We start from the raw sequence: 26213 nt of genomic DNA, 5'->3' as shown, positions 1-26213 counted from the left end.
TGACGCTGCCAGAAAAGGGCTGGAATACCAGAATGCTTTTCTGGTTTTGCCATGGGCCAGTTCAGCCGCAGTGAAATAAAGGCCAAAGATAAGGAAAAGAACCGTGCTGTATGCGAGCAGCGTGGTTGGGTCCGGCCTCATGACAGGAAGAGCGCAATTCCATTAATCCGCATCGTTGATCTTCCTGTTCATGGGATGTTGCGTCTCACGAATACAGTTCGTCCGGGGTTTCGCTATGACTCCCGGTTGAATGTGTATCAAGTGGTACGGACATGACAGCTTCCAGGCCCGGATGAAGAAGCGTGTAGGTCAGAGTGCCGGACAGGCTGCTGACAACGGCTTTCATCATACGCGTACCAAAGCCGTTTCCATTCATATCAATGTCGTGACACCCCTGATCGGACACTGTCAGGATCAGCCGATCGCCTGTTTCCGAAAGGGTGATGTGCAGCGGGCCTGCGTCGCCACGATAAGCATATTTGCTGGCGTTAATGACCAGTTCCGTCAGCACAAGGCCAACATTGATCGCGCGATCAGCCGACAGTGTGACAGGAACAAGAAAAATGCGCAGATGCCTTTCCCATGCTGCGCCTAGGGAGGAGCAGAGTTCCTGTATCAGTTCTTCAAGATAGCGGCTTAGATCAACCACACCGACATGATCGCCCCGATACAGACGCCTGTGAACCAAGCCGATGGCGGCAATCCGGTGCTGGGCTTCAGACAGAGCCTGGGTGGTTTCCTCGTTCGTCGAGGTACGGGCCTGTAGCTTCAGAAAGGATGCGACCATCTGAAGCGAATTCTGTACGCGGTGGTTGACCTCGCGGATCAGGAAATCCTTCTGTTGTAAGAGGCTTTCCCGCTCTTGCACCGTTGCGGTCAACGTGGCGTTCAGTTCACGAAGCTGATGGGTCTGGTAATCGGCAATCAGGATCCTGCGCAGACGGCGTGCCGCCTGTTTTTGTTCGGTATTCCAGCGTTGGGACTGGCCACAGACAGTCTGCTGCCATGAGTCAAAGGACTTGCGAGGGTGCAGAATGCCGTCCTGGTCTGGTGTGCCTTTATGAGGATTCCCTGCCCACTCAATGACCTGAACAATTTCCACGCGGCTCCAGATTAACGTCAGGGGAGAGCGGAAAGGCAGAGCAATGGCGATAATGCCAGCCGAAAGAGTTGGCCAGTTTTCTGCCGGAGGATAGTCTTTGCCCAAGGAAGAACTGCAGAAAATCCCTCCATTGCTGCCCAGTCTGAGCCAGTCGCGGATGGCGAGCAGGTCAGCCTTGGCGGGTGTCACTCCACATGCTGTTACATCCTGCGTTCCAATGACCGCAAAGCCATCGCAGGGGAACAGACTTCGAAGCTCGGATGCAAAGTGGCGCAGATTGGTCTCAACGGATGCAGCGGCATCAAAATGTGAGGTGGCAAATTCCGTCGCGTTCCGGAGGCGCAGGCGTTCCTGGTAGGTGACCAGTTCTTCCTTGTTGCGTAACTGCCGGGACATGACGCCAGCCAGTGTGCGGCAGGCGGCCCGAATGTCTTCGGAAAGGATCCGGGGCGTTGCGTTGTGACAGGTGATCATGCCCCACAGCACGCCATCTACAACAAGCGAGATGGAGGCTGACGCTGCCACGCCCATATTGGCCATGTATTGCAGGTGAACGGGCGAAATGCTCCGAAGCTGCACATCGCTCAGATCAATCCCTGAAAGACCGGCTTCAGCAGGTCGGATGACGGCTGCCTCGTAATGGACATTCGGGATGACGCGGATACGGTTGCGCAGATAGAGCGCCCGCGCCTGACGGGGAATATCACTTGCTGGAAAGTGATGGTTCAGTAGCGATGGGAAAATCTCGTTGCGATGCTCCCCGACGACACATCCGGAACCATCTTCCTGAAAACGATAGACCATGACCCGGTCAAAGCCGGTCAGTTTTCTAAAGACCTTGGCGCCCTGGCGGCAGACTTCCGCAACATCCGGACACCGCTCGAAGCGGTCGGCAGTGGCATCAATACGGCCAAAGATTTCCCATGTCAGGAGGCGGGCTTCCTGAATGGGTTCAAGCTCTACCAGAAGTTTTCCATCCGTAGGATGGATCAGAAGACTGAATGTCTCCCCCTGCAGTCCTGAAATCCGGGCATCGCTGAAGGATGCGGGTGTGAAATCCTGAAAGCCTTCAGGCGGCAAACCCAGGAGTTCTGGCAAAGAGCGGCCCAGCCACTCTGCCGACAGACGTCCTTCAAGATCGCCTGCCCCTCCCAGAACAGTCAGGGTACTGGCATCTGCAATCAGGAGAAGTCCATAAGACTGGATGGCGTCCGGACGATGAATCGGTTCACGGTCGCAGGCCGTTAGCAATGCTTCCGAGAGAGGCTGCCCCAACTGAGAAGTTTTTGAAGACGAAGTCAAAGTCTGAACAGTCCTCTCAGCGGTGATGCAACAATCGCCCTGACGGGCAGCCCACCCATGAGGATCGGCAGAAGAAAAGACATGTCACGATCCTGCTTCCAGGCTGAGAAAACTGGAAGGAATATATCGTGAACCTTAGGGTTTTCCCCTGCCGCTTGTCAATTTAACTCAGTGTTGAAGAGCGTCCTGCTGCATCCAGGATGCAACATCCAGAGACAGTGCATGACGGCTTGCCGGGCGCGTGTAGAGCATGTGTCCGCCCTGATAGAGATGCAGGGACACGCGATCTGCACCCACCGTCAGATGATCCTTCATCCAACGGGCCGTTCCGAACGGGCAGGCGAGGTCATAATAACCGTTGGCGACGAACACCCGCAGCCCCGGATCGAGCGCCAGAAGACGGTTCAGAACCGGAATCTGATGAACCGGTGCAGGACCGCCTTCACTCCACTTCCAACTGCTGTTCACCTTGAAGGACAGCAGATCGTAGGTCAGCGGCGTCTGGAACCCAAGATCATTGGCTGCATAACCCGAGAACGCATTACCGTAAGCGCGGCCAAAGCCGAACAGCGTCGGATCGGGGCTCTCGTCCAGCCCATCAGCGGAGGGGTCGGCAATCGTCTGGGTGTAGTCGTAAAGACCATGCAGCTTGCCATCGCGGGACATGACGTCATGCGAGCCGATCGCCGGAACACCATGCTGGCGGGTCACGACGTCTTCCGGCAGACCGGTGCGGCGGGATATTTCCGCGTAGAACGCCTTGCCCTCATCACCACTTGGCAGCTTGCCCGCGACCTTGCTCAGATAAGTACCCATGGCCCATTCGTAAGCCGCATCCGCAGACTGCGGTGTGACATTCGGGCTTTCATGCGCCGCAATAAGGCTGGGGATCATGAGGGCAGCGGACAGCGGGTTTTCGTCTGTATCCAGCAAAGGCATTTCGATCGCTGGAGACAGCATGACCACACCATTCAGCAGAATACCCTGTTCCATCTGAAGGGCATTGGCGACCTGAATGGACCGGATACCGCCATAGCTTTCACCCACCAGATAATGAGGGGAGGCCTGACGGCTGTTCTTGGCGGTCCAGAGCTGGATCGCCTTCGCAAACGTGCTGGCATCCTGCTTCACGCCATAGAACTGGTCGCCAGCCTTCGCCGTGTCGAGCGGGCGGGAATAGCCCGTGCCGACGGCGTCAAAGAACACCATGTCCGTGAACGGAAGCCAGCTATCCGGATTATCGCCCAGCGTCGCATGGGTGCCGTCCGTTGCGTCCTTGGTGGGCATCGTCAGGGCAACCGGTCCCGCAGCGCCCAGATTCAGATAGGCCGTTGCAGCACCAGGGCCACCGTTGAAGAAGTAGGAGACCGGGCGCTTGGCATCCGTCGCACCGTCTTTGGTGTAAGCCACATAGAACATGCGGGCGGTGGGTTTTCCGTCCGGGCCGCGCAGCGTCAGTGTGCCAGCATGGGCTGTGTAGGCGATGCCATTCAGATGGTGTTTCGTCACGGAATCAGTCGGGAGCAGGGCGGCTTCACCGGTAAAGTTATCCGTGGTCTTGGCTGCGTCCGTTTTGGGCGTGGGCGTCTTGGCGGCATCGTCTGCCATGGCAGGCAGGGCGGATACGGGGGAAAGAAGGGACAGGGCGAGCAGCAGCGCACGACGGGACATCATCTGTCTGTCATCTCCGAAAGAAGGATTACAGGATCAGACTGTCGCTACCAGTCCCGTTTCGTTACGGCTACCGATCCTGCATGAAGTTTTCGTCATGCAGGATCAGATCAGCAGGTCAGGAGCGGGTTGGTTTGATGTTGGGAGATAGCATCAGGCGCGGATCAGCAACACGATCATAGTCTTCCGCCGTCATGAACCCGAGTTCCAGTGCGGCGTCCTTCGGACTGAGATCCTTCTCCATCGCATGATGCGCCACCTGCGCGGCTTTGTCATAACCGATGGCGGGGGACAGGGCTGTCACCAGAACAAGGGATTGATCCAGGGCCTGCTTGATGCGGGCTTCATTGGCTCGGGTGCCCTCCACAAGATGCTGACGGAAGTTCTCGGAGCCATCATGGAGAAGTGTAATGCCCTGCATGATGTTGTGGATCATCAATGGCTTGTACACATTCATGTCGATCATGCCGGACGCCCCGCCAAGGCCAACGGCAACATCATTGCTCATCACCTGAAGCGCCAACATGGAGAGTGCTTCCGCCTGCGTCGGGTTGATCTTGCCCGGCATGATGGAAGAGCCTGGCTCATTTTCAGGCAAGAGCAGTTCACCAAAGCCCGCGCGTGGCCCACAGGCGAGCAGGCGGATGTCATTGGCGATCTTGAACAGGCTGCCAGCGGTTGTCCGCAGACAGCCAGACAGATGCACCAACGCATCATGCGCACCCTGCAAGGCGAATTTGTTCTCGCCAGCCGTAAAGCCAAGACCAGTGAGGCGTGCGATCTCGGTGCAGGCGCGGGTATCGAATCCGGGATCGGTATTGACGCCGGTGCCCAATGCCGTGCCGCCCAGAGCGAGCGGGAAAAGACCATCCCGGGCAGCCTCAAGCCGCGCAATATTGTCTGTCAGCATCCCGGCGTAACCGTGCCATTCCTGACCCAGTGTGATGGGAACGGCATCCTGAAGATGGGTCCGGCCAACCTTGACCAGATCCTTCCATTCTTCAGCTTTGGCAGCGATGGCATCCCGCAGTTTGGTCAAAGCCGGAATCAGGCGGCGCTCAACGCCCAGCGCCGCCGCGACATGCATGGCGGTCGGGAAGTTGCAGTTGGTGGACTGCGCCATGTTCACATGATCGTTCGGATGCAGCGGTGTTTTGCTGCCAAGTGCATTTCCCGTCAGCTGGCTGGCTCGGTTCGCAATGACTTCATTGACGTTCATGTTGAACTGCGTGCCAGAGCCCGTCATCCACACATGGAGCGGGAACATGCGGTCATGCTGGCCGCTCATGATTTCATCACAGACCGTGTGGATCAGGGCCGCCCGATCCTGCGAAAGTCGTCCACTGGCCGCATTGGCTGTGGCGCAGGCCCGCTTCATGATCGCATAGGCTTCGATCATTTCGCGCGGCATCAGCTCGCGTCCGATGCTGAAATATTTCAGGGAGCGCTGCGTCTGAGCGCCCCAAAGAACATCATCAGCAACCTCGATCTGGCCCATGCCATCGGTTTCAATACGGCTCATGCGGTCTGGCGCTTTCCTGCAGGACGGGGGTTCATGCCTGCGCGGACCCTACCTCAAGAGAAGAAACGGGAAAACCGGTTTGGATCGAACCGGGAATGTTCAGGGATGGTGCGTATGAAAAGTCATGACCTGCTCGCCTGAAACGCGCAGGTCAGGTTCTTATTGGCCCAGCCAGCGATCACCGCCGAAGCGGTTGTGCGAAAACAGGAACCCCGCGCAGAGGCCTGCGACGGCAAAAATGATCGTCCACAAAGACATGGGGATCAGCAGTCTGGAAATGGCTGCCAGAATCACCATGCCCGCAAAGGCGCAGATGCCAGACTCAATCAGGCGTGGGCCGAAATGCCGCTCGGCCCCGCAGTTCGGGCAACGCTCCGCAGTCGAGCGGATCTTTTCCCGGCAGACCGGGCAGATTGTGACGGCGCTGGACGCTGGTTCCATCATTGGCCGTTATTCTCCTCATGTTCACCCACGGCGATCCGTGCTTCCACAGCCATGCGCCATTGCGCATCAGCCGGGGCCGCCGCCAGGGCACGGCGATACAGATCAAGGCTGTTCGCAGAAATGTGTCCGTCCTTCTGGGTCTGGAGTTCTGCGAGCTGGATTGCAAGCTCTGGCGTGAAATGAGTATCCAGCGCGACCTTCCAGTCGGCAATCGCTTCAGAAGTCAGACCAGCGCGTGCCTCGATCTGACCGAGCAGGACATGACCGGTCTCGTAGGTCGGATTATCCTTCGGAATCGTGGAAACCTGCGCCTGAAGCTTCTGGATCATTGCCATGGCCTTCGCATCCGGCTTGACCTGCCGCGCACTCAGAGGCTGCGGGGGCAGGGAAGGATGGCCGTTCACGATATAAAGGCAGAATGCAGCGAGTGGTATGCCGAAACCAACAGCCAGTACGGGCAGGAACCGCTTGGAGCGGGAGGCTCCCTCATTCAGGTCCGGGGCGGCAGATGACTCATCGGCGGCGAGCAGTCTGCGCTGGATTTCAATCCGCGCGGCGCCATATTCATCGCCACTGACGAGACCAAGGTCCCGGTCCCGGTCGAGTTCCGCAAGCTGACCACGATAGAGTGTGAGGGCAGAGTCACGCGCATCCACCCGACGGCGGAGACGGCGCAGGCCATAGAGGGCCGGTAACAGGGCAACGCCTGCAACAATCAGGATTCCCAACCAGAACAAGACTTACTCCCGGCCCGACAGGGCATCCAGACGCGCGCGCTCTTCATCCGTGAGCGGCGCAGGCGTGACGATGCGGCGTCTCGTCGCACGCCACGCAATAACAAGACCGGCCACCAGCGCCAGTGCCGGCATCAGCCAGAGCAGGGCGGTTGACCATGAAAACTGAGGGGCCAGCCGGATGAACTCGCCGTAGCGCTCCGTCATCCAGTCCATAATCTGCTGATCCGACTTGCCGGACGCGACCTGCTCTCGCACCACTTTCCGAAGATCACGAGCCAAAGGCGCGCTGCTGTCTTCAATGCTTTCGTTCTGGCAGACAAGACAACGGAGATGAGCGCCAATCGCTTCGGCCCGCTTTTCCTGTACGGGATTGGGAAGCATTTCCGCCGGATCATCGACGGCAAAGGCAATGCCACCCCCAACAAGTGTTGTGGCCAGAAGCAGCGCAGAAAGACGTTTCATCACAGGCCTGCCAGTCGCGGGCGGATTTCCGCTTCATAAATCTGCGGATCGAGCGCGGCGCTTCCATGCCAGAGGATTCGGCCCCCCGGCGCGACGAGAAAACTCTCTGGAACGCCTGTCACACCCCAGTCGATGGCAACGCGGCCATGCCGGTCCGAGGCAACGCGGGCATAAGGCGTTCCGTCGCGCTGAACGAAGGCACTCGCATTTTCTGGCTTGTCTTCATAAGCGATGCCCCAGATGGGCATGTTCCGTGAAATGGAGCGGAGGCCGGGCATTTCCTGAACACACGGAATGCACCAGGACGCAAAGAAATTGACCAGAACCGGGCGTGTCTCCGCCCTAAGTTCCTTGTCCGTAAAGCCGTCTCCCAGACCAGGAAGACCCGGCATGGCAAACTGCGGAATGGGGCGTCCGACATTCGGGTTTTTCACAGCCCGAGGGTCAAAGCCGCCACTTTCCATACCTTGAAGCATTTTCCAGAAGCCGACACCCAGAACGCCGGCACCCACAATCGGAAGGGCCGTCAACAAGCCCCGTCGTGTTGAGTTCATGCGTGTCTCTCCTCAGGCCTGGGCCATGTTCCGTGTGGCCGCCCTTTTCGGAGCGCCGACCCGCAGGCGACGGTCTGATAGGGAGAAGGCCCCACCAATCGCCATGACCAGCCCGCCAAGCCACATCCATGGAGCCAGCGGGTTACGGTGCAGACGTAGCACATAGGTCGCATCCGCGCCCGTTCCGTGTCGGTCGCCCACCACACCATAGAGGTCCGTAATGAAGTTCGTATGAATGGCGACTTCCGTTGTGGTCTGGTTCTGCGTGGTAAAATCGCGTTTTTCCGGATGCAGCGTCGTAATCAGCTTGCCGTTGTGACGGATGGCGATATCGGCCTGCATGGCGCGATAATTCGGGCCTGCATAATCGTGCACGTTTAGAAGCGTCCAGTCATCTCCCGCAAGGCTCCGGGTCTCACCAACATGGATTTCCACAATCGCATGCTGGGCACCGGACATGCCGCACAGACCCAGAACGGTAATGCCCGCACCAATATGAGCCAGAGCCGCACCCCAACTGGAGCGCGGGAGGTTCCGGGCGCGGGCGAGCATCTCGCCCATGCTGGAATGACCTAGTCCGACGCGGCGCAGGATATCCGTGACGGACGCTGCCATGACCCAGATGGCCAATGCACCACAGGCGATCGGGAGTGCACCAGAGAATTTCCAGAAACACAGCACGAGTCCGACAGCAGCAATAATGGCCGCCACGAACAGGTGCGAGAACGTGCGCGCCAGTTGGGCGCGCTTCCAGGGCAGAGCCGTGCCGACGCCCATGGCCAGAAGGAGCGGGATCGTCAGGGGGATGGTGGCGGCATCAAAAAACGGCTTGCCGACAGAAATGGTACGGCCTGCCAGAAGCTGCATGAAGGGCGGGTACATCGTGCCCGTCACAACAACGGCGCAGATGGAACACAGCAGAATGTTGTTCAGCACCAGCGAGCCTTCACGGGACACGGGTGAGAACAGGCCGCCTGATGTCAGGGACGGTGCACGCCAGGCGAACAGGGCCAGCGAGCCGCCGATAACCAACGCCAGAAGGCCGAGAATGAACACACCACGGGCCGGATCATTCGCGAAGGCATGAACGGAGTTCAGGATGCCTGAACGGACGAGGAAGGTGCCGGAGAGCGAGAACGAGAACGTCGCAATCGCCAGCAGAACGGTCCAGATCTTCAGACCCTCGCGCTTCTCCACCACGATGGCGGAGTGCACGAGTGCGGTGCCCGTTAGCCATGGGATAAGAGACGCGTTTTCAACCGGATCCCAGAACCAGTAACCGCCCCAGCCCAGCACATAATAAGACCACCAGGAGCCCAGCGCGATACCGCAGGTCAGGAAGCACCAGGCTGCGACGGCCCATGGGCGCACCCAGCGACCCCATGCGGCATCGACACGCCCTTCAAGAAGAGCTGCGACGGCAAATGCGAATGGGACGGCAAAGCCGACATAGCCGGTGTAGAGAATGGGGGGATGGAATGCGAGGCCGGGGTCCTGAAGCAGGGGGTTCATGCCCTGACCATCCATTGGAGCCGGAAAAACGCGGTCGAACGGATTGGACGTCAGAAGGCAGAAAAGCTGGAAACCGGCTGAAACACCGCCGAGGACCGCAAGAACGCGCCCACGCAGGATATCCGGAAGATTTCGCCCGAATGCGGCGACGGCCGCGCCGCAGACGCCGAGGATCAGGGTCCAGAGCAGAACTGACCCTTCGTGATTTCCCCAGACGCCCGTGATTTTATAAAGCAATGGCTTGGACGCAGCGGAGTTTGCGGCGACGTTCTGAACCGAGAAGTCATCATGCACGGCGCACATGATCAGGCTGAAGAATGAGATCGCCAGAGCGAGAAGCTGTGACACCGCCAGAAACGGAGCCAGCGCCACGAGGCGGGCATTGCGCTTGTGAGCGCCCCAAAGGGGAACAACAAACTGGATGAGTGCGAGAACACAGGCGAGGGCCAGGGCGAAATGGCCCTGTTCTGGTCCGAACATTATGGTGTTCAGCCTCCGGCTTTCTTGGCGGTCATGGTGTCCCAACTGGCAGCGTCAGGAGCCTTGCCGAAGCGCGGGTCCCATTTGCCCGTGCGTTTCAGTTCTTCGGCCACTTCCTTGGGCATGTAGGTTTCATCATGCTTGGCGAGAACTTCGCTGGCTGTGAAGCCACCGTCTTTCTGGACGGTTCCAAGAGCAACGACGCTCTGACCTTCGCGGAACAGGTCCGGAAGAATGCCCGTGTAATGCACTTCCACGGCAGCCTGGCCATCGGTGACGTTAAAGGAGTTCACCGGAGCCCCATTTTCCGTAATGCGATGCAGGGAGCCTGCCATCACCATGCCGCCCAGACGGATGGTCCGGTCCGGAGATGGTGGGTTCGCTTTGACCTGCGAAGGGGCCATGAAGAACACGATGTTGGATGAGAATGCCCGCAGCGTAAGAGCCGCAGCAGAACTGATGCAGGCGAGGCAGGCGATGACAATCCAGAGACGGCGTGTCTTGCGGGTCATGATGCGGAGCTTTCACGGTGGCGGAGCTGGCTTTCGACAGCGGCCAGCCGGGTTTTGGCACGACGCAGACGCAGGGCCGCTCCGATGCCGAGAACCAGCGAACAGCCAATGGTCAGACCATAAGCGGCGGCAATATAGGGCCAGTGATTGGGAAGGTGCATCATGCTGCGGACCTGTCCGAACGGTTGAGCCGGGACCGGGCCATAAGCTGGCGGGTCCGGCTCTCGTGGATTGCGGCACTCAGCCGGGCGAAAATGACTGCGGCAACACCAAGCGTGAAGCCGATGGTCGTGATGAGGAGGGGCCAGAGCATCGTCATGGACATGGTGGGAGCCCCTGTCAGCGTGATGCTGTCCGGCTGGTGCAGGGTATTCCACCATTGCACGCTGAATTTGATGATGGGCAGGTCAATCGCCCCGGCGAGCGCCAGAATGGCAGCGGCACGTTGTCCACGGGCAGGCTCATCGAAAGCGCGGATCAGGGCGATATGGCCCAGATACAGGAAAAACAGCACCAGAACGGAGGTCAGGCGGGCATCCCAGACCCACCATGTGCCCCACATCGGCTGACCCCAGAGGGAGCCGGTAATGAGACACAGTGCAGCAGCGCAGGCTCCGACCGGGCCAATCTCGATAGCGGCCAGATCGGCCAGGGGATGGCGCCAGACCAGCGACAGCAGGCCGCAGATGGCCAGGCCGAGGTAGCAGGACGAGGCTAGCCAGGCCATGGGAACATGCACATACATGATCCGGACCGTCTCGCCCTGTTGCCAGTCCGCAGGGGCGAAGAACAGACCCCACACGATCCCGACCGTCAGGAAGATGATCGCGCCGGTGGACAGCCATGGCTGAAGCGCACGGGCCAGACGCAGGAACTGCCCCGGATTGGCATAACGATGGAGCAGATTAGGCGTAGGGCGCACGGGAACTCTCAAACTCCGCGAAATATTTCTACATGAAATAGTCCGAACCCCTCACAATCGGAAGAGGTGCATTGTCCCATTGTTCCTATGACTGTTATCACGTTTCACGGAAATGAGCGCGAAAGGGGAACTTTTCGCAGGAGAATGACGTGGCGTACTGGCTGATAAAATCCGAACCCGAAGCCTTTTCATGGAGCGAACAGGTTCACAACGGGGTGGAACCCTGGACAGGCGTTCGCAACTATCAGGCCCGCAACAATCTGGCCGCCATGAAGATCGGTGATCTGGCGCTTTTCTACCATTCCGTGAGTGAAAAGCAGATTGTCGGTGTCGTAGAAGTCGTGAAGGAAGCGTATCCGGACACGACGGCGGAGGATCCGCGCTGGGTCTGCGTGGATGTGAAAGCAAATGGCGCTTTTGCAAAGCCCATTACGCTCGCGCAGATCAAGGCTGATCCTGAATTGGAGAACATGGCGTTGCTGAAGCAGCCCCGCCTCTCCGTTGCGCCGGTCACGGAACCGGAGTTCCGCTACCTGACGAAAATCGGAGACTGGGTAAAAGGGCGCTGACCTCAGTGAATATCTGAGGCGTCGCCGTTGACCAGAATATTCGTCTGCCCGTTGGACGGATGTCCGGCATAGGTCAGCGGCAGGTCTTCGCTATGATAAGGGGCTGTAACGGGAGCATTGAACTTCACCGGCATCCCGAAAATGCTGAAATGGGACGGCAAATTGTTTGCGCCGTTGGTTTTCTGTTCAGCATTGGTGCCCGGCATCCCGACCGGCAGATGAGTTCTCACTTCCCCGCTGTAATTCGCGAGTCTCTCTTCCGAGTCCTCGACTGTCGTGTAGCCATGGGGCGGGGGCGGTGCACCGCCGTCCGGAAGGGCAACCTGCTGTGCGGGCGTCAGAACCTTGTCAGGCTGATTATTCAACTGATGGGCCGTCGAGGGGGGGATCTGTGGCAGATCGGCCGTACTGTGGCTACGATGGGCATGATGTGGAGCGGACAGCGCCGGCGTGGCGACTGTCGCGAGGAGACTGACCGCCAGTGGGGCAGACAGGATCCAGCGGGAAAATGTTTTCATCATATGTCCTTCTCCACACCCGGCCGTGGCACCCGTCAAGCAGGGGGCTTTCGTGATGCGATATGAAACCTGCTATCGGGTAAACGGTTTCGGGTCTTACGAACAGGAGTTTTGATCGTCATGACCGTAGAGAATGGCTCGCAGCTTCCGACCAGCGAATTTGCATCACTGGCGCTGGACGGGGAGTCCCTGGCCCAGCTTCAGTCCGTGCTGGCACGCGTCGAGCAGGGGCGCGGCGTCCTCGTCCGTCTGGCTGATCTGATGGGTGGTGCTGTCGGACAGGCTGCGCGACTCGGGATGAAGGGACTTGGTCTTGCACCGGGTCTTCAGGAAAAAATGCAGAAGACCGCGGAAGTCGCCATTGAACAGGCGTTCAATGTTGCGATCGTCGGGATTAAAAACGACGTTCCGCTCAAGCGCGATATGTGGCGGGAGAATGCCGGACAGGCGGCTGTAGCCATCTCGGGCGCTGTCGGTGGTTTCGGCGGAGTGTTCGGGCTGGCCCCGGATGTCGGGTTCACGACGTTGACCATCATGCGTGAGATTGGCCGCATTGCCCGCGAGGAGGGCGAGGACCTGCGTGATGAAGAGACGCGCCGGGCCTGTCTGGAAGTCTTCGCGCTCAAGACCTTTCCGGCCCGTCAGGAAGACGAGGATGGCGAACTCGGATTCTTCTCGGCCCGCGCTCTGTTACGAGGACGCCCGGTCGTGATGCTGATTTCCGAAGTGGCGTCTCATTATGGCATCGGCCTGTCGCGGAAGTTTGCCCTTCAGATGGTGCCGGTTGCCGGTGCGCTCTGTGGTGCGTCGCTCAATTCGGCGTTCCTTGCCCATTACCGTGCGCTTGCCCGGGCACATTTTACGATCCGTCGCCTGGAACGGACGCATGGTCGAGCCGTTCATGAAGCAGCCATGGATCTGCGATCCGGAGCAACGTCTGAGTCCTTCTCCTGAGTTTGCAGGAGGCTGAAACCGGAGAAACAGTATGTCGATGAGTCTTGTCTGGCTGGGCTGGACGCTCGTTCTGGCCGTTGCGCACCTGTTTCTCACCTCGGCCGCCTGTCGGCGTCAGGACGGCGTTCAGTGGGCCACCGGAAACCGGGATGGTGAGACACCACATTATACCGGCCTCGCTGCCCGGATGCGCCGCGCGCAGGCCAACCTTCAGGAAACACTCCCGATTTTCATTGGGGCAGTTCTTCTGGCCCATGTTGCCGGAAAGGATGGCGCTCTGGTTGTCTGGGGTGCAGGGCTCTATTTCTTCGGGCGTCTGCTCTACGTCCCAGCCTATGCGTTTGGCTGGGGAGCCGTGCGCAGTCTCATCTGGGGTGGATCAATGGTCGGATTGTTCCTGGTTCTTCTGGGTCTGATTTAAGGCCTAGCCCTTGCTGGGACGCAGGCGCCAGAAGTCCAGAAGTCCCCAGAAGACAATTCCTGCAAGGCAGATTTTGATAAGCGCCATCAGCAGGCCATGTGCTTCAGGAAGCAGCAGGCGCAGGAGCGCCAGCGGTATGAGAAAGATCATGTAGACAAAGGCGAGTGGCAAGACGGCTCTCCATGAAGGTCGAGGATCTGTGTATCATGCCGACAGACAGAGAGGCCAATATTTCCCTTATGCAGGATCGAGAGCACCGACGGCATGTCTGATGTCACACCGGAAAGCCTGCTTGATGCCTATGCGTCCGGTATTTTCCCGATGGCTCCTGACCGGGATAGTGATGAACTGAACTGGTACTTTCCGGAGGAACGCGGAATTCTTCCACTGGATGGCATGGTTGTGCCGCGCAAGCTGATGCGAACCATCCGGTCCGGCAAGTTTCAGGTCACGGCAGACCGGGCTTTTGGAGACGTCATGCTGGCCTGTGCCGAACCGGCGCCTGGCCGGGAAGAGACCTGGATCAGTCCTCGCATCTGCGCGCTCTATGGCGTCCTGCATCAGCGAAACCATGCTCATTCCATTGAGGTCTGGGACGGCGAGAGGCTTGTCGGCGGGTTGTACGGTGTGGCGCTGGGGGGCGTATTTTTCGGGGAAAGCATGTTCTCCCGTCAACGGGATGTTTCCAAGATTGCGCTGGTCCATCTCGTTGCAGGATTGCGTCAGGGAGGCTATCGCCTTCTGGATACGCAGTACACGACACCTCATCTGACAACATTGGGCGGTATTGGTATTCCTGCTGCGGACTATCTGGTTCTGCTCAACCAGGCTTTGACTGTCCGCGCCGTCTGGCCTGACGATTTCAGTCTGCACGCCCTGCGCGATGACATCGCGTCTTTACGCCCACATCCAGGAGAGTCCTGATGATTTCACTCTTTCGGCGGCATCGGTCTGCTTTTCTCGCAAGTCTGCTTTTTTGTGCAGGCAGCGGCACAGCAGCCTACGCCGATGACCATCCGAGACTGTCTCCGGCGCGGGATGTCACTGTCACATATCATCTGTCCGCTCCGGGGATGCAGGGGGCTGGCGGGGATGTGAAGGTCTATTTTTCCGGTTCGGGAGATCTGCTGCGCATTGATTCCGCAGATGGGCGCGGCATTACGATTCTTGATCGCCCCAAGCAGGTTGTGACGCTCGTCATGCTGGAGCGGAAGCTCTATGCCCATATCCGGCCCCAGCACGGATTGCATAATCCGTTCATGCTGGATCTCGGAATGAAATACACCAAGGCAGGGCAGGCCACGATTGCCGGCGTCCCGTGTGGACGATGGGATATCCAGACGGCCCACGGCAAGGCCAGTGCCTGCGTGACGGAGGATGGCGTGATCCTGTCCGAGAACGGTGTGGATGCGGATGGAGCAGAAGGCTCCATTCAGGCCACGAACGTCGCTTACGGAGATCTGCCGACATCGACATTCGAGCCACCGGCGGGGTTCCAAGAAATCACGCCTCGTACGTCCCCCCATCATTCTTCCGCTGGTGGCAGCCAGTCCACGTCCCCTACGCCTGCCCCTGTTCCTGAAGGTGGTGCGGCAGGCGATTCGGCTGTGCAGGCGCCCGGCCATATTGCCGCACAGGGCACACCTGCCGAGACGTCGGCTCCCGTTGTTCCACCAGTGTCTCCTGAAGACGCAAGTCAGCCGTCTGTCTCCAATGATTCGGCAGGCGATGGAACGGTCTCGACCCCTGATCAGCCTCCAAGTGGCCCATCCAATGGTGGCCAGAACTGATGCGGTGCGGTTTTCGGGGGCTCGCTGTACTGGCAGGGCTGCTTCTTGGCGCTCAGACGACGTATGCCGCGGATACAGCGCCTTACGTCACACCAATGCATGATGCGGATATTGATTATGTCATAGTGGGCCCGAACGGGCAGCATCTTCATCAGCGGATGCGTTGGAGCGCAAAGTTCTGGCGACAACGTGTGGACCCCGAAGGGGCGGCAACGGTCATGCTGACGGATTACCGGACCCATCGGCTGATGGTGCTGGATACGACGGCAAAAAGCGCGACCGTGACTGAAGCGCCCGGCGATTCGTTTTCCGCTCCTGGTACGCCTGCTCCCGGAACGTGGAAACAGGTTGGTCCTGCCACAATTGCGGGCGAGGCCTGCATGATCTGGGAAAGCGTCGATACGAACAAACTCCCCACGGATTTCTGCTATACGACGGATGGTCTGTTATTGGGCGCAACCCAAGGCGGACGGCTTGTTGTGCAGGCAGCTTCTGTCAGTCGGGCGGGGCAGGCGGATGATCTGTTTGATCCTCCTGAAGGCTATCACCGGATTGATCCCAAACACTGAAAAATACCCGCCATGGCCGTCATGATTTGAGAAAAATCTGCCATGATTGTTGCCTTTTCCTGCCATTTTCCTATGGCAGATTTCTTCTCACAGGACGGGTGGAACCATTCTTCGGGTCTGCCCCGTCTGACGTAATGAGGAGATTTGCCATGCGTCGCATCACCCGTGCAGTTCTTCTGGCTGCACCCCTGCTGATCGGCACGGCAGTAGTTGCCCCGAATGCCGTTGTTCCCACTGCTGAAGCCCATTGGCATGGTGGTTATGGCGGTCCCGGATATGGTGGCCCAGGACGTGGCTATTATGGTCCTGGACCGGGCTGGCATCACGGTGGTCATCACGGAAACAGCGGTGCCGTGATTGGTGGAATTCTTGGCGGCCTTGCAATCGGCGCTGTTGGTGGGGCGATGCTGGGTCAGTCCTATGGTCCGCCACCGCCGCCGGTTGTCTATGCTCCGCCGCCGCGTGTCGTTTATGCGCCGCCCCCGCCCGTTATTTATGCTCCACCGCCGCCACCAGTTGTGGTTTATCCGCAATACTGAGGCATTATTGCCCTTCGTCCGCCTTGATCGGGCGAAGGGTGTCAGGCAATCATGGTGCCTATGACAGATCATGCTCTTCAGCCGGGTGACCGTGCTCCAGCGTTTTCGCTTCCCGTTTCGGGGGGCGGTGCCGTCAGCAGCAAAACGCTGAAGGGCAAACCGTATCTGCTATATTTCTACCCGAAGGCAGATACGCCCGGCTGCACAACGCAGGCCTGTTCCCTTCAGGAAAACCTGTCGTCCTTCGACAGCGAGGGGCTGACAATCATTGGCGTCAGCCCGGACCCGGTTGCGAAAATCGACCGTTTCGCCAAAAAATATGTTCTCACATTTCCGCTTGCCTCCGATGAGGACCATGCTGTCGCCGAGGCTTATGGAACATGGGTTGAGAAATCCATGTACGGGCGGACCTATATGGGCATGGAGCGCAGTTCCTTTCTTGTGGATGGGAACGGTGTCATCCGCCATATCTGGCGCAAAGTGAAACCTGCCGATCATACCGCGCTGGTGGCTGAGGCTTTCCGGGATATGACCAGCGGGGCCTGAGCGGCCCTTCCGCCATCCTTTCCACAGACAGGGAGAACGCCGGACGTCCGCCGGCATACAGACATGGCCCTGCCTGATCCTTATTCACCTGGACCGTTCTGCCTTCCGCGACACCTGAGCGTTGCACGTTGGGTCTGCCTTGTGCTGACCGCTCCTGTCGCAGTTGCCGGAGCGGCTGGGACCCTGCTGTTGTGGAAGCTGGCGCACGGCCCCGTAGACGTTACCCCCATTTCCCGCCTGATCGAGCCAATTCCCGTGGTGGCAGGCAAGAAGCCCGGTCACCCTGCGGGACGTCTGGCATGGTCCAGACTTCGTGTTCAGTGGCAGCCAAGTTCTGGTGGGATCTCTGCAGGGCTGATGCTGGAGGCGCGCGGTCTCACGGTGACGCGCCTGGATGGCACGATTGCTGAAACAGCCGGAGAAGCCGATACCGTCCTGGCGCTTGCGCCTTTGCTTCACGGTATTATTGCCCCGCGTCGGCTGCGGCTTCAGGATGTTTCCCTCGTGCTGCGCCGACAAGCCAATGGGGACATTGACCTTGATCTGCCATCTCAAAAACATGGCGGAAGGGGTGTTCCGACCCAGATGGACCGTCTGGCCGCAGTTGATCTGCGGAATGTGTCGATAACGCTTTTAGGTTTGCCGGATGGTCAGTCCCTGCTGCTGGGACCGATTGAAGCGCACGGCCAGCGCCTGAAAGTCACCCGTTCATCTAAAGATTATCTCTGGAACGGCTGGTGGACCAGTTCCGTGCGCGTGGGATCGTTCCAGACGGTTCTGACGGCGAAAGGCGGCCAAACATCCCCCCGGATGGGCGAATGGCACCTGACATCCACGGCTTTCCGTCCAGAGGGATTGAGCGTTTTCAGCAAAGGGTTGGCGAACTGGGACGTTCCGCTCACTCTTGCTGCTGACATGCAGGTGGTGCCCCATGGGATGGGCGAGCTTCCATCCAGTCTTGCGCTGCACCTGGTGCTTGGAAATGGACATGTCCGGCAGGGCAATGATGAGCCGATTGATCTGCGTGGTGGTGAGGCTCAGATCAATCTTCACATGACATCGCCGGGGACACAGGGACCCGCCTCTTTTGCTGTCCCAACCCTGAAGCTGATGCTTGCCGATACTCATGGAGCACTGGCGCATCTCCAGGCGACGGCAGCTCTGACAGTGGATGACCTCAAACATCCACAGGTGCTGGACGGTGATGCTACGGCTGCCCTGGATGGTTTTGATTTTGCCACTCTTGGAAATGTCTGGCCTACCGGTCTGATTAAAGGTGGCCGGAAATGGATCGTCGCCAATATTACGCACGGTCGCGGGCATGATCTTCAGGTTCGCACGCATATTCATTCGAATAACGGCTTCAAGCATGTCCTGCCCACCAGTATGGACGGGCAACTGCTGGGCGATGGTCTGACAGTTCATTGGCTCCGTCCGATTGCTCCAGCGACGGGGCTGGACGCTACGCTGGGATTTGACGGATTCGATACCCTGGTTGTGCGTTTCCAGCATGGAACACAAGCGACCGAAAGCGGGCCGATCCAGGTTGCGGATGGGGAAGTCCGGCTGGGAAATCTTTACGAAAAAGGCCCGACGACGGGGGATATCAGAGCCCATCTGAAAGGCTCCCTGCCAGCGTTCAGAGATATTCTGTCACACCCGAGATTGCACCTGCTCTCCAGGCACCCGTTACCATTTACGGACCCCTCCGGATCTGTCGATGCGTCTGCGCGGCTGACATTGCCGCTGACAGCGCATGTTCAGGATCAGGACATGCACGTCCAGGCCAAGGCGTCCTTTGCCAGTGTGCATCTGGGGAACGTGTTGATGGGGCATGCCGTTGATGAGGCGTCTGGCACGCTTTCCGCAACCGAAAGTGGACTGGCTCTTACTGGAGATGGGCGTCTGAGGGGGATTCCCGTTCATGTCGTTGTGAATGAGAATTTCCGGAAAGGCGCTCCGGAACGGGTTTTACAGGACATTCAGGCAAAAGCGTTCCTCGATCCGCTGTCTGCCGTAAAAGCGCATCTGGTTCCGGCAGGGCTTTTCACCGGACATGCCACGCTGTCCGCGCATTACATCGAACATGCCAGCTCTCTCGCTGACCTTGCCCTGTCTCTTGATATGGAGCAGGCGGGAATTACAGTGCCGGTCTGGACCAAACCGGTAGGTGAAGCGGCTGTTGCAACAGGGCATATTGCGTTGCAGGGCCACGATATGGTGGCCCTGGACGGTTTGCAGGCTCATGGCAAAACGCTGGACATTGCCGGTCGGGGCGTGACGCAGAACGGCAAGCTGAACGGTATTGTCATTGAAGGCTTCCGGCTGGGCCGGAGCGCCGGAAGTGCCCGTATCATGCTGCCCGACCAACCGTCTGACCCGGTGCATATTGCTCTGGATGCGGACCCGCTGGATCTGGCACCGTTGTTTGATCCCGCGACCCGCAAGGCCGTGCACGACGCAAGAGAAGCCGCAACACGGGAAGCCGGAAGCCCCAGCACGCCTGACAATGCTGATCAGGGCTGGTCTATCGATGTTCGGGCGCCTCGTGTCTATTTCGGGCCGAAAGGTATGGTCGGCGGTGTTGTGTCCCATCTGGAGCTCCGTCACGGCGCGCTTGTTTCAGGCCGGTTTGCTCTTGATGCGCCTTCTCGTGTGCGGGCTGTGCTGGCGGATACCGGGCAGCAGCAGCCATTCGTGCTGGATGTGGACAATCTTGGTATTCTGCTGAAAGAACTGGGTCTGTATGACCGGATCGGTGGCGGCGTCGCGCATCTGGATGGAAATTTCCTGCGCGGCAAAGCTGGCTCATCGGGGCTTGGTCTCGGCCTTCCGCCATTCCGCGGGCATCTGGATATTGGTCCCTTCGAGTTCCTCCAGCCCCCGTTCACACTGACGGCTATTTCGGATCTGTCCCCGCTTCACTGGAGTCAGAGCCATATGGATCGGTTCCAGGTGAAGCGTGTCTCAACGAAACTCAGTCTTGAAGGGCGGAAACTGACCCTGCATGACGGGACAATCGGCAATCAGGCTCTTGGCGCAACGGTCGAAGGGCCGGTTGATCTCGATACGTCTGTTGTGGATCTGCACGGCACCATTGTGCCGCTGTTCGGCCTGAATGCGCTTCCGGGCAAGCTGCCGGGGGTCGGGCATATTCTGGCGCCTGAAAAGGGTGGCGGCCTGCTTGCGGCGACCTTTGACGTCAAGGGTACCGTTGGTCAGCCTCAGATGACGGTCAATCCGCTGTCCATGCTGCTTCCGGGCGTTCTGCGGAAGATTATGGAATAAGCCTCTTCCTTCGGGGCGCGGTGGTTCCGAAATAGGGACGGGAGTTCTATGATCGTTCCCGTATCAGGAGGCAGCCATGACGGACATGACGGATCTGTTCGGGACGACGCCCGGCCCCAGCGGCAGGGAAACGTCCCCACGACGTGAGGCGCAACCCTCGCGCCCTGTCCAGCCGTCTCGTCCAATCGAAGCTCCCAGAATGCCAGCCCGCGCGCCATCGCGGACACAGCCTCTGGCGGACCGTCTGCGTCCAAAAATACTCGAAGAAGTGCGGGGGCAGGATCATCTTCTCGGCCCCGAAGGCACCCTGACACGGATGCTCGCACGAGGCACGCTCTCCAGCCTGATCCTCTGGGGAGGGCCGGGATGCGGCAAGACAACGATTGCGCGTCTGCTGGCCGGGAAGGCCAATCTTTTCTACTCCCAGATTTCTGCTGTCTTCTCTGGCGTGGCAGAGTTACGGAAGGCCTTTGATGAGGCGGATAAAAGGCAGGAAGCAACGGGTCGCGGCACTCTGCTGTTCGTAGATGAAATCCATCGTTTCAACCGCGCTCAGCAGGATGGATTCCTGCCCTATGTCGAGCGCGGCACGGTCGTGCTTGTCGGTGCAACAACGGAGAACCCGTCTTTCGCCCTGAATGCGGCTCTTCTGTCCCGATGTCAGGTTCTGGTGCTGAACCGCTTGGACGACGCCAGCCTGGAAGCCCTTCTGCGCCGGGCGGAAGAAGAAGTCGGTCATCGCCTGCCATTGGATCGTGAAGCGCGTGCCAGCCTGCGAGCCATGGCGGACGGGGACGGGCGCTATCTTCTGAATATGGTGGAACAACTCGTCGTGCTCGACCCGAACCAGGCGCTCACGCCGAAGGATCTGGCAGCGCTTCTGTCCCGCCGGGCGGTGCTGTACGACCGGGATCGTGAAGAGCACTACAATCTCATTTCCGCACTGCATAAATCCCTACGTGGCAGTGACCCGGATGCGGGGCTGTACTGGTTCGCCCGTATGCTCGAAGGAGGCGAAGATCCACGCTATATCGCCCGCCGTCTGACGCGCTTTGCGGCGGAAGACGTGGGACAGGCGGACCCGAATGCCCTGCCAATGGCCGTTGCGGCATGGCAGACTTACGAACGGCTTGGCTCTCCGGAAGGAGAATTGGCTCTGGCGCAGGTCGTCGTTCATCTGGCGACGGCCCCGAAGTCCAATGCCGTTTACATGGCCTATAAGGCGGCGAGAAAGCTGGCTCGGGAAACCGGAAGCCTGATGCCGCCGTCCCATATTCTCAACGCCCCGACGGCCCTGATGAAAGACATCGGGTACGGCAAGGGCTATGAATACGATCATGACTCCGAAGACGCCTTTTCGGGTCAAAACTATTTCCCGGAGGGCATGGAGCGGGTCTCGCTCTATCAGCCGACAGACCGGGGTTACGAGGGCCGTATCAGAAAACTTCTGGACATACGGGCCGCCAAAAGGGCATCCCGCGAGCCATGAAAGTTTCCAACCGTATTGTCACCGAAGACGAAGCCGATCTGCGCCTCGACCGCTGGTTCCGTCGTCACTACCCCAATCTCACGCAGGGCGCGCTTCAGAAGCTGTGCCGGACAGGGCAAGTCCGCGTCGACGGGGGACGTGTGCAGACCAACTCCCGTCTCGCACCGGGGCAGAGCGTCCGCATTCCGCCATTGCCTGATGTCAGCCAGCCCGCACCGCTTCCCCCGCCAGATCCGATGCTGGTGCGCGAAATCGAAAAGATGGTGATCTATCAGGACGATCACCTGCTGGTTCTGGACAAGCCATCCGGTCTCGCCACGCAGGGTGGCCCCGGCATCACCAAACATGTGGACATGATGCTCGACGGTCTGCGCAAGGAAGACGGAGACCGTCCGCGTCTTGTGCATCGTATCGACCGTGACACGTCCGGTATCCTTCTGATTGCCCGCACGCCGGGCGTTGCCGCCAAGCTGGCAGCCGCATTCCGTGGGCGTGATGTCGGCAAAACGTACTGGGCGATCGTTGTGGGCCGTCCGGCGCAGGCTTCCGGGATCATTGACCAGCCGCTCGCCAAGATCGGCGCAGGGGGAGCGGCTCTCGTGGTCGCTGCATCCCGTGGGGAAGAAGATGCCGTGTCGGCCAAGAGCGAATACGAGACGATTGATGCGGCTGGAAAGAAGTTTTCCTGGCTGGCCCTGTCTCCGCTGACGGGCCGGACGCATCAGCTTCGCGTTCATTGCGAATCCCTTGGCACGCCCATCGTGGGTGATCCGCGCTATGGCGGGAAGGCCGCCCATCCGGAAGGGTTCATCGACCGGCTGCATCTCCATGCCCGCCAGCTCGATATTCCGCATCCGGCCGGAGGGCGCCTGATCGTCACGGCCCCGTTGCCGCCGCATATGCGTGAGACGTTCCGTTCGCTTGGGTTTGTGCCCGGGGAAACACCGGCGCCCAAGCGAATCAAGGGAAACAAAGGGCCTGCAAAATAATGAGGAAACTCACTGGCGCGCTCATCGGGGTCATCGTTGCCTTTGTGGGCGCCAGCATTGCCGCACATGAACTGATCGACCAGGATGTGCTGCGCCAGCGTGTGGCTGACGCCCTGAAGAAAGAGACGGGCCTGTCCATGGCCGTTGAAGGATCATCCATCCAGATCCTGCCATGGCCGTCCTTTGAAGCCCGGAACCTTGTTCTGCAGCGGCCGGGGCAGAAGCCTGTTTTTCAGGCCAGAACCGTTCATGCGGGTCTGTCGGTTCTGGCGCTTCTGCATCGGGAGGTCCGTTTTCAGGACTTTGTCGTTGATGGCGCCACGCTTTCGCTGGAGCGTGATCGGGACGGGAGGGCCAACTGGTCTCTCAACCGAACTGTCCAGACTGACAGTAGCGATGAAAATGCTCCGATTCCTGTTCGCAGGCATATTGGAGAGCGCGTTCAGGTTCACTGGAACCTGTCGCTGGATGCCCTGCATCTGACGAACAGTAGCGTCCAATGGCGGGACGACCTGAAAGGCATGAGCGGATCTTTCCTGATCGGAACGATGGATCTCGCCGGGCTTCGTAGTCCCAGCCCATGGATTAATCTGCAAGGAAGCCATGGTCCAACACCCTTCACGATTCAGGGCCATGTAGGTGATCTGTCGCTGCTGCGCTCCGCGTCAAAGCCATGGACGTTCAGTCTTGGGTCGACGCTCGGCACGGATGCAAAGCGGGACTGGCTGAACGTGGATGGCCAGATTCATGACGTTCCCCATCTGCGCGGTCTGGCATTGACCGCTCAGGGCGAGTGGCCAAACCTGCAGGACGCGCATCGCCTGTTCCCACATGCCAATCTGCCGGATGTTCGCGGTCTGGGAGGCGAATTGTCGGTTCAGGGCGATGCCGGAGAACTGACGGATGCGGACTGGGCGGATAAGGGGCAGGCTCTGCTCCAGAGCCTTGTTCCAGGGCGGATGCACCTTCATGCCGCAGGGCTGACTGTCCGAGGCGCAACAGTCAGCAACCTCCGCCTTGATGCTGACGCACCCACAGCGCCGCTTTCAGTCGCCGCAGATGTGGTCTGGCGCGACATGGGCTGGCGTCTGGCGGGGAAGGCCGGAACGCTGGAACAGGCGGTTCATGCCTGGCGCGATCATGGGCAGACCACAGTTCCCGTTGAGGCTGAACTGCGCTCGCTTCCGCTATCTCTGACTGCGGCTGTCAGTGGGACTGAAAAGGCGCCGCCGGTTAACGCGCAGGATGAAGCCCGGGTTACGATCTCCGGAACGCTTGGTGCCGAGGCAAGCCATTTTGGCGTGCAAGGTGGTGCCCGGACCCTGCATCTGCCCAAGGCAGTGCTGCATGATGTGTCTCTTCAGGGGACGCTGGACAGCAAGGGCCTGAGCGAAGCAACGCTGGATGGATTTGCGTTCAAAAGCCACGAAGTGGATGTGGATGGCACGCTGCATCTTCTGACAGGGGACGATACAACGCCCCTGCTGAATGGCCATCTCCATGCCACGCAGCTTGATCTGGATGCCATCCGTGGTCTCTGGATTGCCCAGACCCAGGCAGAGCAGAACCGAAAATCTGTTCCTGTGTCTCCGCAATCTCCTGCCGTCCCGTTACCGACAGAGGCAGCAAAGACTGTCGCCACCCATCCTGTACAGACACAGGATCAATCTGCCGTGCCTGCTGCGCCGGAGGCGTCCGCTGGCCCGGAGGCTGTGGTGCCAGCATGGGTCAAGCGTTTGCGGGCGCAGGATCTTGACCTGCACCTGACGCTGGACCGAGTCGTCTTCTACAGCCACGATTACACCAATCTTGCGACCCACCTGACAGTGTCCGACGGCCATCTGCGTCTTGACCCGATTTCGGGGCAGGGACAGGGACTGACCTTGTCCGGTCAGGTTGACCTTGATGCCTCGACGCTGCCGGTTACGGCACATTTCACGTTCCAACCTCTGGTGCTGCCCGTCGGATTGCTGGAGGACAGCCTGAAGCTGCCTCTGCTGCTTCAGGGACCGGTTCAGGTCGCAGGGGATGTCAGGGGGCAGGGTGAAACGCTGGAGACACTCCGTCAGTCCCTGACCGGCCATCTGGGAGTTTCCATGGTGGACGGAAAGGTGGACAGCCAGATTCTGGGACGGATTGCCGGGTCAGGCGCAGGTTCTCTGCTGGGCAGCGGTGCGCGCCCGCTCCGCTGTCTGGGGCTGCACATGACGTTTGCGGAAGATGTCGCCACGTTGGACACGATTGGTCTGCAATCGGGGCGCTTTTCGACACAGGGGCATGGCGAAGTTCATCTCGGATCGCAGGAGATGACGCTGCATCTGGTTCCAAGCCTTGATTTCGAAGGCGCTGGAGCCTCAACGCCGGTGATCGTCACGGGAACCATTTCTGAGCCTCAGGCCCAGCAGGATCGGGATGGAAACGGGCGGTTCCAGCTGTCGATCGGGGATGGCCCGGTCGCGGATCCCTGCACATCCGCGCTGGCTGCTGCCCGCGAAGGGCAGGCGGGACCACCTGTTTCCGAACAGCCTCATCATCATAACAAGGCAGGCGACATCCTGCGTGCATTGGGAGTTCTCCATTGAGCAGTCGCAAGCGTTTCTGGAAAAGCGTGACACTCGGGGAGCAGGACGGCCTGTTCGGGCCGGAACTGGACGGTCGTCCAATCCGGTTGCCGAAAGGCACCGTACTGGCTGTTCCTTCACGGTCATTGGGGCAGGCGCTGGTCGCCGAATGGAGTCGTATCCCGGACAATGAGGCATTCACGCCAGAGCAACTGCCTCTGACCCGCATCGCAGGCACCATGATCGAACGGATTCGCCCCGATCTGGTCGATGCCCGGGAAACGCTGCTCCGGCATGGACTCGATGATGGCCTCTGCTATCGCAAAGAGAAGCCCGACTCGACCGTAGAGCGTGTTTTGGAATGGCTCGCCAACGAAGGCATCCGACCAATTGTTACAGACGGTCTTATGCCGATCACGCAATCAGGTGATTACATTACGGGGCTGGAGCGCCTTCTGGCTCAACAGAATGAGGCCGAACTGGCAGTGCTGGGCGTCCTGACGCAGAGTTTTGGAAGCCTTCTTCTTGCTTTGGCCCTTGTTTCCGGGACGATCAGCAAAGAGGATGCCATCTCCGTTGCCAACGCCGATGAGCGCCGCCAGCTTGAAGTCTGGGGCCGGGACGATGAGTTGTTCCGCGTCATGATGACACGGGAGCAGGACACGGCTGAGGCCCTGACATTTCTTGGTTTTGCGCGAGAGGGCTGAATTTTCCGTGTGAGGCATGATGTTGCCATATTCGGGGCGCATCTGGCGCTGTG

The 26213-nt window shown here is 59.4% G+C and carries 26 protein-coding genes; 13 read left to right on the top strand and 13 right to left on the bottom strand.

From position 1 onward, the window contains the following. Nucleotides 1–205: 205 nt before the first annotated feature. The 11 genes from AC3B6F_RS14785 to ccmC form a co-directional block, all read right to left on the bottom strand. Entirely contained in the window at nt 206–2404 is a 2199-nt protein-coding gene (locus tag AC3B6F_RS14785; RefSeq protein ID WP_489824921.1) for a histidine kinase dimerization/phosphoacceptor domain -containing protein, read from the bottom strand. A gap of 168 nt (nt 2405–2572) precedes the next feature. Next, entirely contained in the window at nt 2573–4078 is a 1506-nt protein-coding gene (locus tag AC3B6F_RS14780) for a S10 family peptidase (protein WP_489824920.1), read from the bottom strand. Between the two features lie 115 nt (nt 4079–4193). Continuing rightward, the gene (locus AC3B6F_RS14775) at nt 4194–5597 is read right to left on the bottom strand and encodes a class II fumarate hydratase (RefSeq protein ID WP_489824919.1); all 1404 of its coding nucleotides are present in this window, start codon (nt 5595–5597) and stop codon (nt 4194–4196) included. Nucleotides 5598–5756: 159 nt separating this feature from the next. Continuing rightward, nucleotides 5757–6041 carry a hypothetical protein gene (locus AC3B6F_RS14770; RefSeq protein WP_489824918.1) on the bottom strand — a complete coding sequence of 95 codons (285 nt, stop codon included), beginning with the start codon at nt 6039–6041 and terminating at the stop codon, nt 5757–5759. After that, on the bottom strand, nt 6038–6778 hold the full coding sequence (gene ccmI, locus AC3B6F_RS14765) for a c-type cytochrome biogenesis protein CcmI (protein WP_061932638.1): 741 nt from the start codon (nt 6776–6778) through the stop codon (nt 6038–6040). Before ccmI ends, AC3B6F_RS14770 begins: the two co-directional genes overlap by 4 nt. 3 nt (nt 6779–6781) lie before the next feature. Continuing rightward, nucleotides 6782–7240 (bottom strand): cytochrome c-type biogenesis protein, encoded by a 459-nt coding sequence (locus tag AC3B6F_RS14760; protein ID WP_034881054.1) that lies wholly within the window; start codon nt 7238–7240, stop codon nt 6782–6784. After that, a complete protein-coding gene (locus tag AC3B6F_RS14755) occupies nt 7240–7794 on the bottom strand; it encodes a DsbE family thiol:disulfide interchange protein (protein ID WP_010501005.1) in 555 nt (184 codons plus the stop codon). The genes AC3B6F_RS14760 and AC3B6F_RS14755 overlap by 1 nt, the downstream gene beginning before the upstream one ends. A 12-nt stretch (nt 7795–7806) precedes the next feature. Beyond that, entirely contained in the window at nt 7807–9786 is a 1980-nt protein-coding gene (locus tag AC3B6F_RS14750; protein WP_062017561.1) for a heme lyase CcmF/NrfE family subunit, read from the bottom strand. Nucleotides 9787–9794: 8 nt separating this feature from the next. Beyond that, the gene (gene ccmE / locus AC3B6F_RS14745) at nt 9795–10298 is read right to left on the bottom strand and encodes a cytochrome c maturation protein CcmE (RefSeq protein ID WP_489824917.1); all 504 of its coding nucleotides are present in this window, start codon (nt 10296–10298) and stop codon (nt 9795–9797) included. After that, the gene (locus AC3B6F_RS14740; RefSeq protein ID WP_007282605.1) at nt 10295–10462 is read right to left on the bottom strand and encodes a hypothetical protein; all 168 of its coding nucleotides are present in this window, start codon (nt 10460–10462) and stop codon (nt 10295–10297) included. The genes ccmE and AC3B6F_RS14740 overlap by 4 nt, the downstream gene beginning before the upstream one ends. After that, nucleotides 10459–11220: a heme ABC transporter permease CcmC gene (ccmC, locus tag AC3B6F_RS14735; protein ID WP_007282604.1), complete on the bottom strand. Its 762-nt coding sequence runs from the start codon at nt 11218–11220 to the stop codon at nt 10459–10461. Before ccmC ends, AC3B6F_RS14740 begins: the two co-directional genes overlap by 4 nt. A gap of 149 nt (nt 11221–11369) precedes the next feature. Here ccmC and AC3B6F_RS14730 point away from each other — a divergent pair, with 149 nt between their 5' ends. Continuing rightward, on the top strand, nt 11370–11789 hold the full coding sequence (locus tag AC3B6F_RS14730; RefSeq protein ID WP_489824916.1) for an EVE domain-containing protein: 420 nt from the start codon (nt 11370–11372) through the stop codon (nt 11787–11789). A gap of 2 nt (nt 11790–11791) precedes the next feature. Here the strand turns inward: AC3B6F_RS14730 and AC3B6F_RS14725 are convergent, their stop codons facing one another. Then, on the bottom strand, nt 11792–12310 hold the full coding sequence (locus AC3B6F_RS14725; RefSeq protein WP_010501020.1) for a hypothetical protein: 519 nt from the start codon (nt 12308–12310) through the stop codon (nt 11792–11794). A gap of 117 nt (nt 12311–12427) precedes the next feature. Between AC3B6F_RS14725 and AC3B6F_RS14720 the strand changes: the two genes are divergently transcribed. Continuing rightward, a complete protein-coding gene (locus AC3B6F_RS14720) occupies nt 12428–13261 on the top strand; it encodes an EcsC family protein (RefSeq protein ID WP_062024467.1) in 834 nt (277 codons plus the stop codon). A 31-nt stretch (nt 13262–13292) separates the two neighbouring features. Continuing rightward, complete coding sequence (locus AC3B6F_RS14715) at nt 13293–13682, top strand: MAPEG family protein (RefSeq protein WP_489824915.1); 390 nt, start codon at nt 13293–13295, stop codon at nt 13680–13682. Between the two features lie 3 nt (nt 13683–13685). Here the strand turns inward: AC3B6F_RS14715 and AC3B6F_RS14710 are convergent, their stop codons facing one another. Then, the gene (locus AC3B6F_RS14710; RefSeq protein ID WP_489824914.1) at nt 13686–13853 is read right to left on the bottom strand and encodes a hypothetical protein; all 168 of its coding nucleotides are present in this window, start codon (nt 13851–13853) and stop codon (nt 13686–13688) included. A 93-nt stretch (nt 13854–13946) separates the two neighbouring features. Between AC3B6F_RS14710 and aat the strand changes: the two genes are divergently transcribed. The 10 genes from aat (at nt 13947) to AC3B6F_RS14660 (ending at nt 26160) form a co-directional block, all read left to right on the top strand. After that, a complete protein-coding gene (gene aat, locus AC3B6F_RS14705; protein WP_010501026.1) occupies nt 13947–14606 on the top strand; it encodes a leucyl/phenylalanyl-tRNA--protein transferase in 660 nt (219 codons plus the stop codon). Then, the gene (locus AC3B6F_RS14700) at nt 14606–15472 is read left to right on the top strand and encodes a hypothetical protein (protein WP_489824913.1); all 867 of its coding nucleotides are present in this window, start codon (nt 14606–14608) and stop codon (nt 15470–15472) included. Before aat ends, AC3B6F_RS14700 begins: the two co-directional genes overlap by 1 nt. After that, a complete protein-coding gene (locus tag AC3B6F_RS14695; protein WP_489824912.1) occupies nt 15472–16041 on the top strand; it encodes a hypothetical protein in 570 nt (189 codons plus the stop codon). Before AC3B6F_RS14700 ends, AC3B6F_RS14695 begins: the two co-directional genes overlap by 1 nt. A 149-nt stretch (nt 16042–16190) precedes the next feature. Beyond that, nucleotides 16191–16580 (top strand): hypothetical protein, encoded by a 390-nt coding sequence (locus AC3B6F_RS14690; protein WP_034881058.1) that lies wholly within the window; start codon nt 16191–16193, stop codon nt 16578–16580. Nucleotides 16581–16640: 60 nt separating this feature from the next. Continuing rightward, nucleotides 16641–17126, top strand: coding sequence for a thioredoxin-dependent thiol peroxidase (gene bcp, locus AC3B6F_RS14685; RefSeq protein WP_489824911.1), 486 nt, complete (start codon nt 16641–16643; stop codon nt 17124–17126). 63 nt (nt 17127–17189) lie between these two features. Beyond that, complete coding sequence (locus tag AC3B6F_RS14680) at nt 17190–20414, top strand: AsmA-like C-terminal region-containing protein (RefSeq protein WP_489824910.1); 3225 nt, start codon at nt 17190–17192, stop codon at nt 20412–20414. 76 nt (nt 20415–20490) lie between these two features. Then, entirely contained in the window at nt 20491–21903 is a 1413-nt protein-coding gene (locus AC3B6F_RS14675; RefSeq protein ID WP_489824909.1) for a replication-associated recombination protein A, read from the top strand. After that, the gene (locus AC3B6F_RS14670) at nt 21900–22892 is read left to right on the top strand and encodes an RluA family pseudouridine synthase (RefSeq protein ID WP_489824908.1); all 993 of its coding nucleotides are present in this window, start codon (nt 21900–21902) and stop codon (nt 22890–22892) included. Before AC3B6F_RS14675 ends, AC3B6F_RS14670 begins: the two co-directional genes overlap by 4 nt. After that, a complete protein-coding gene (locus AC3B6F_RS14665) occupies nt 22892–25474 on the top strand; it encodes an AsmA family protein (protein ID WP_489824907.1) in 2583 nt (860 codons plus the stop codon). The genes AC3B6F_RS14670 and AC3B6F_RS14665 overlap by 1 nt, the downstream gene beginning before the upstream one ends. After that, a complete protein-coding gene (locus AC3B6F_RS14660; RefSeq protein WP_489824906.1) occupies nt 25471–26160 on the top strand; it encodes an ATP12 family protein in 690 nt (229 codons plus the stop codon). The genes AC3B6F_RS14665 and AC3B6F_RS14660 overlap by 4 nt, the downstream gene beginning before the upstream one ends. Nucleotides 26161–26213: the final 53 nt, after the last annotated feature.

It is taken from the genome of Gluconobacter sp. ESL1110, from assembly GCF_058107395.1.
The sequence above is the reverse complement of the archived record's forward strand: the minus strand, read 5'-3'. Positions and strand labels throughout refer to the sequence as shown.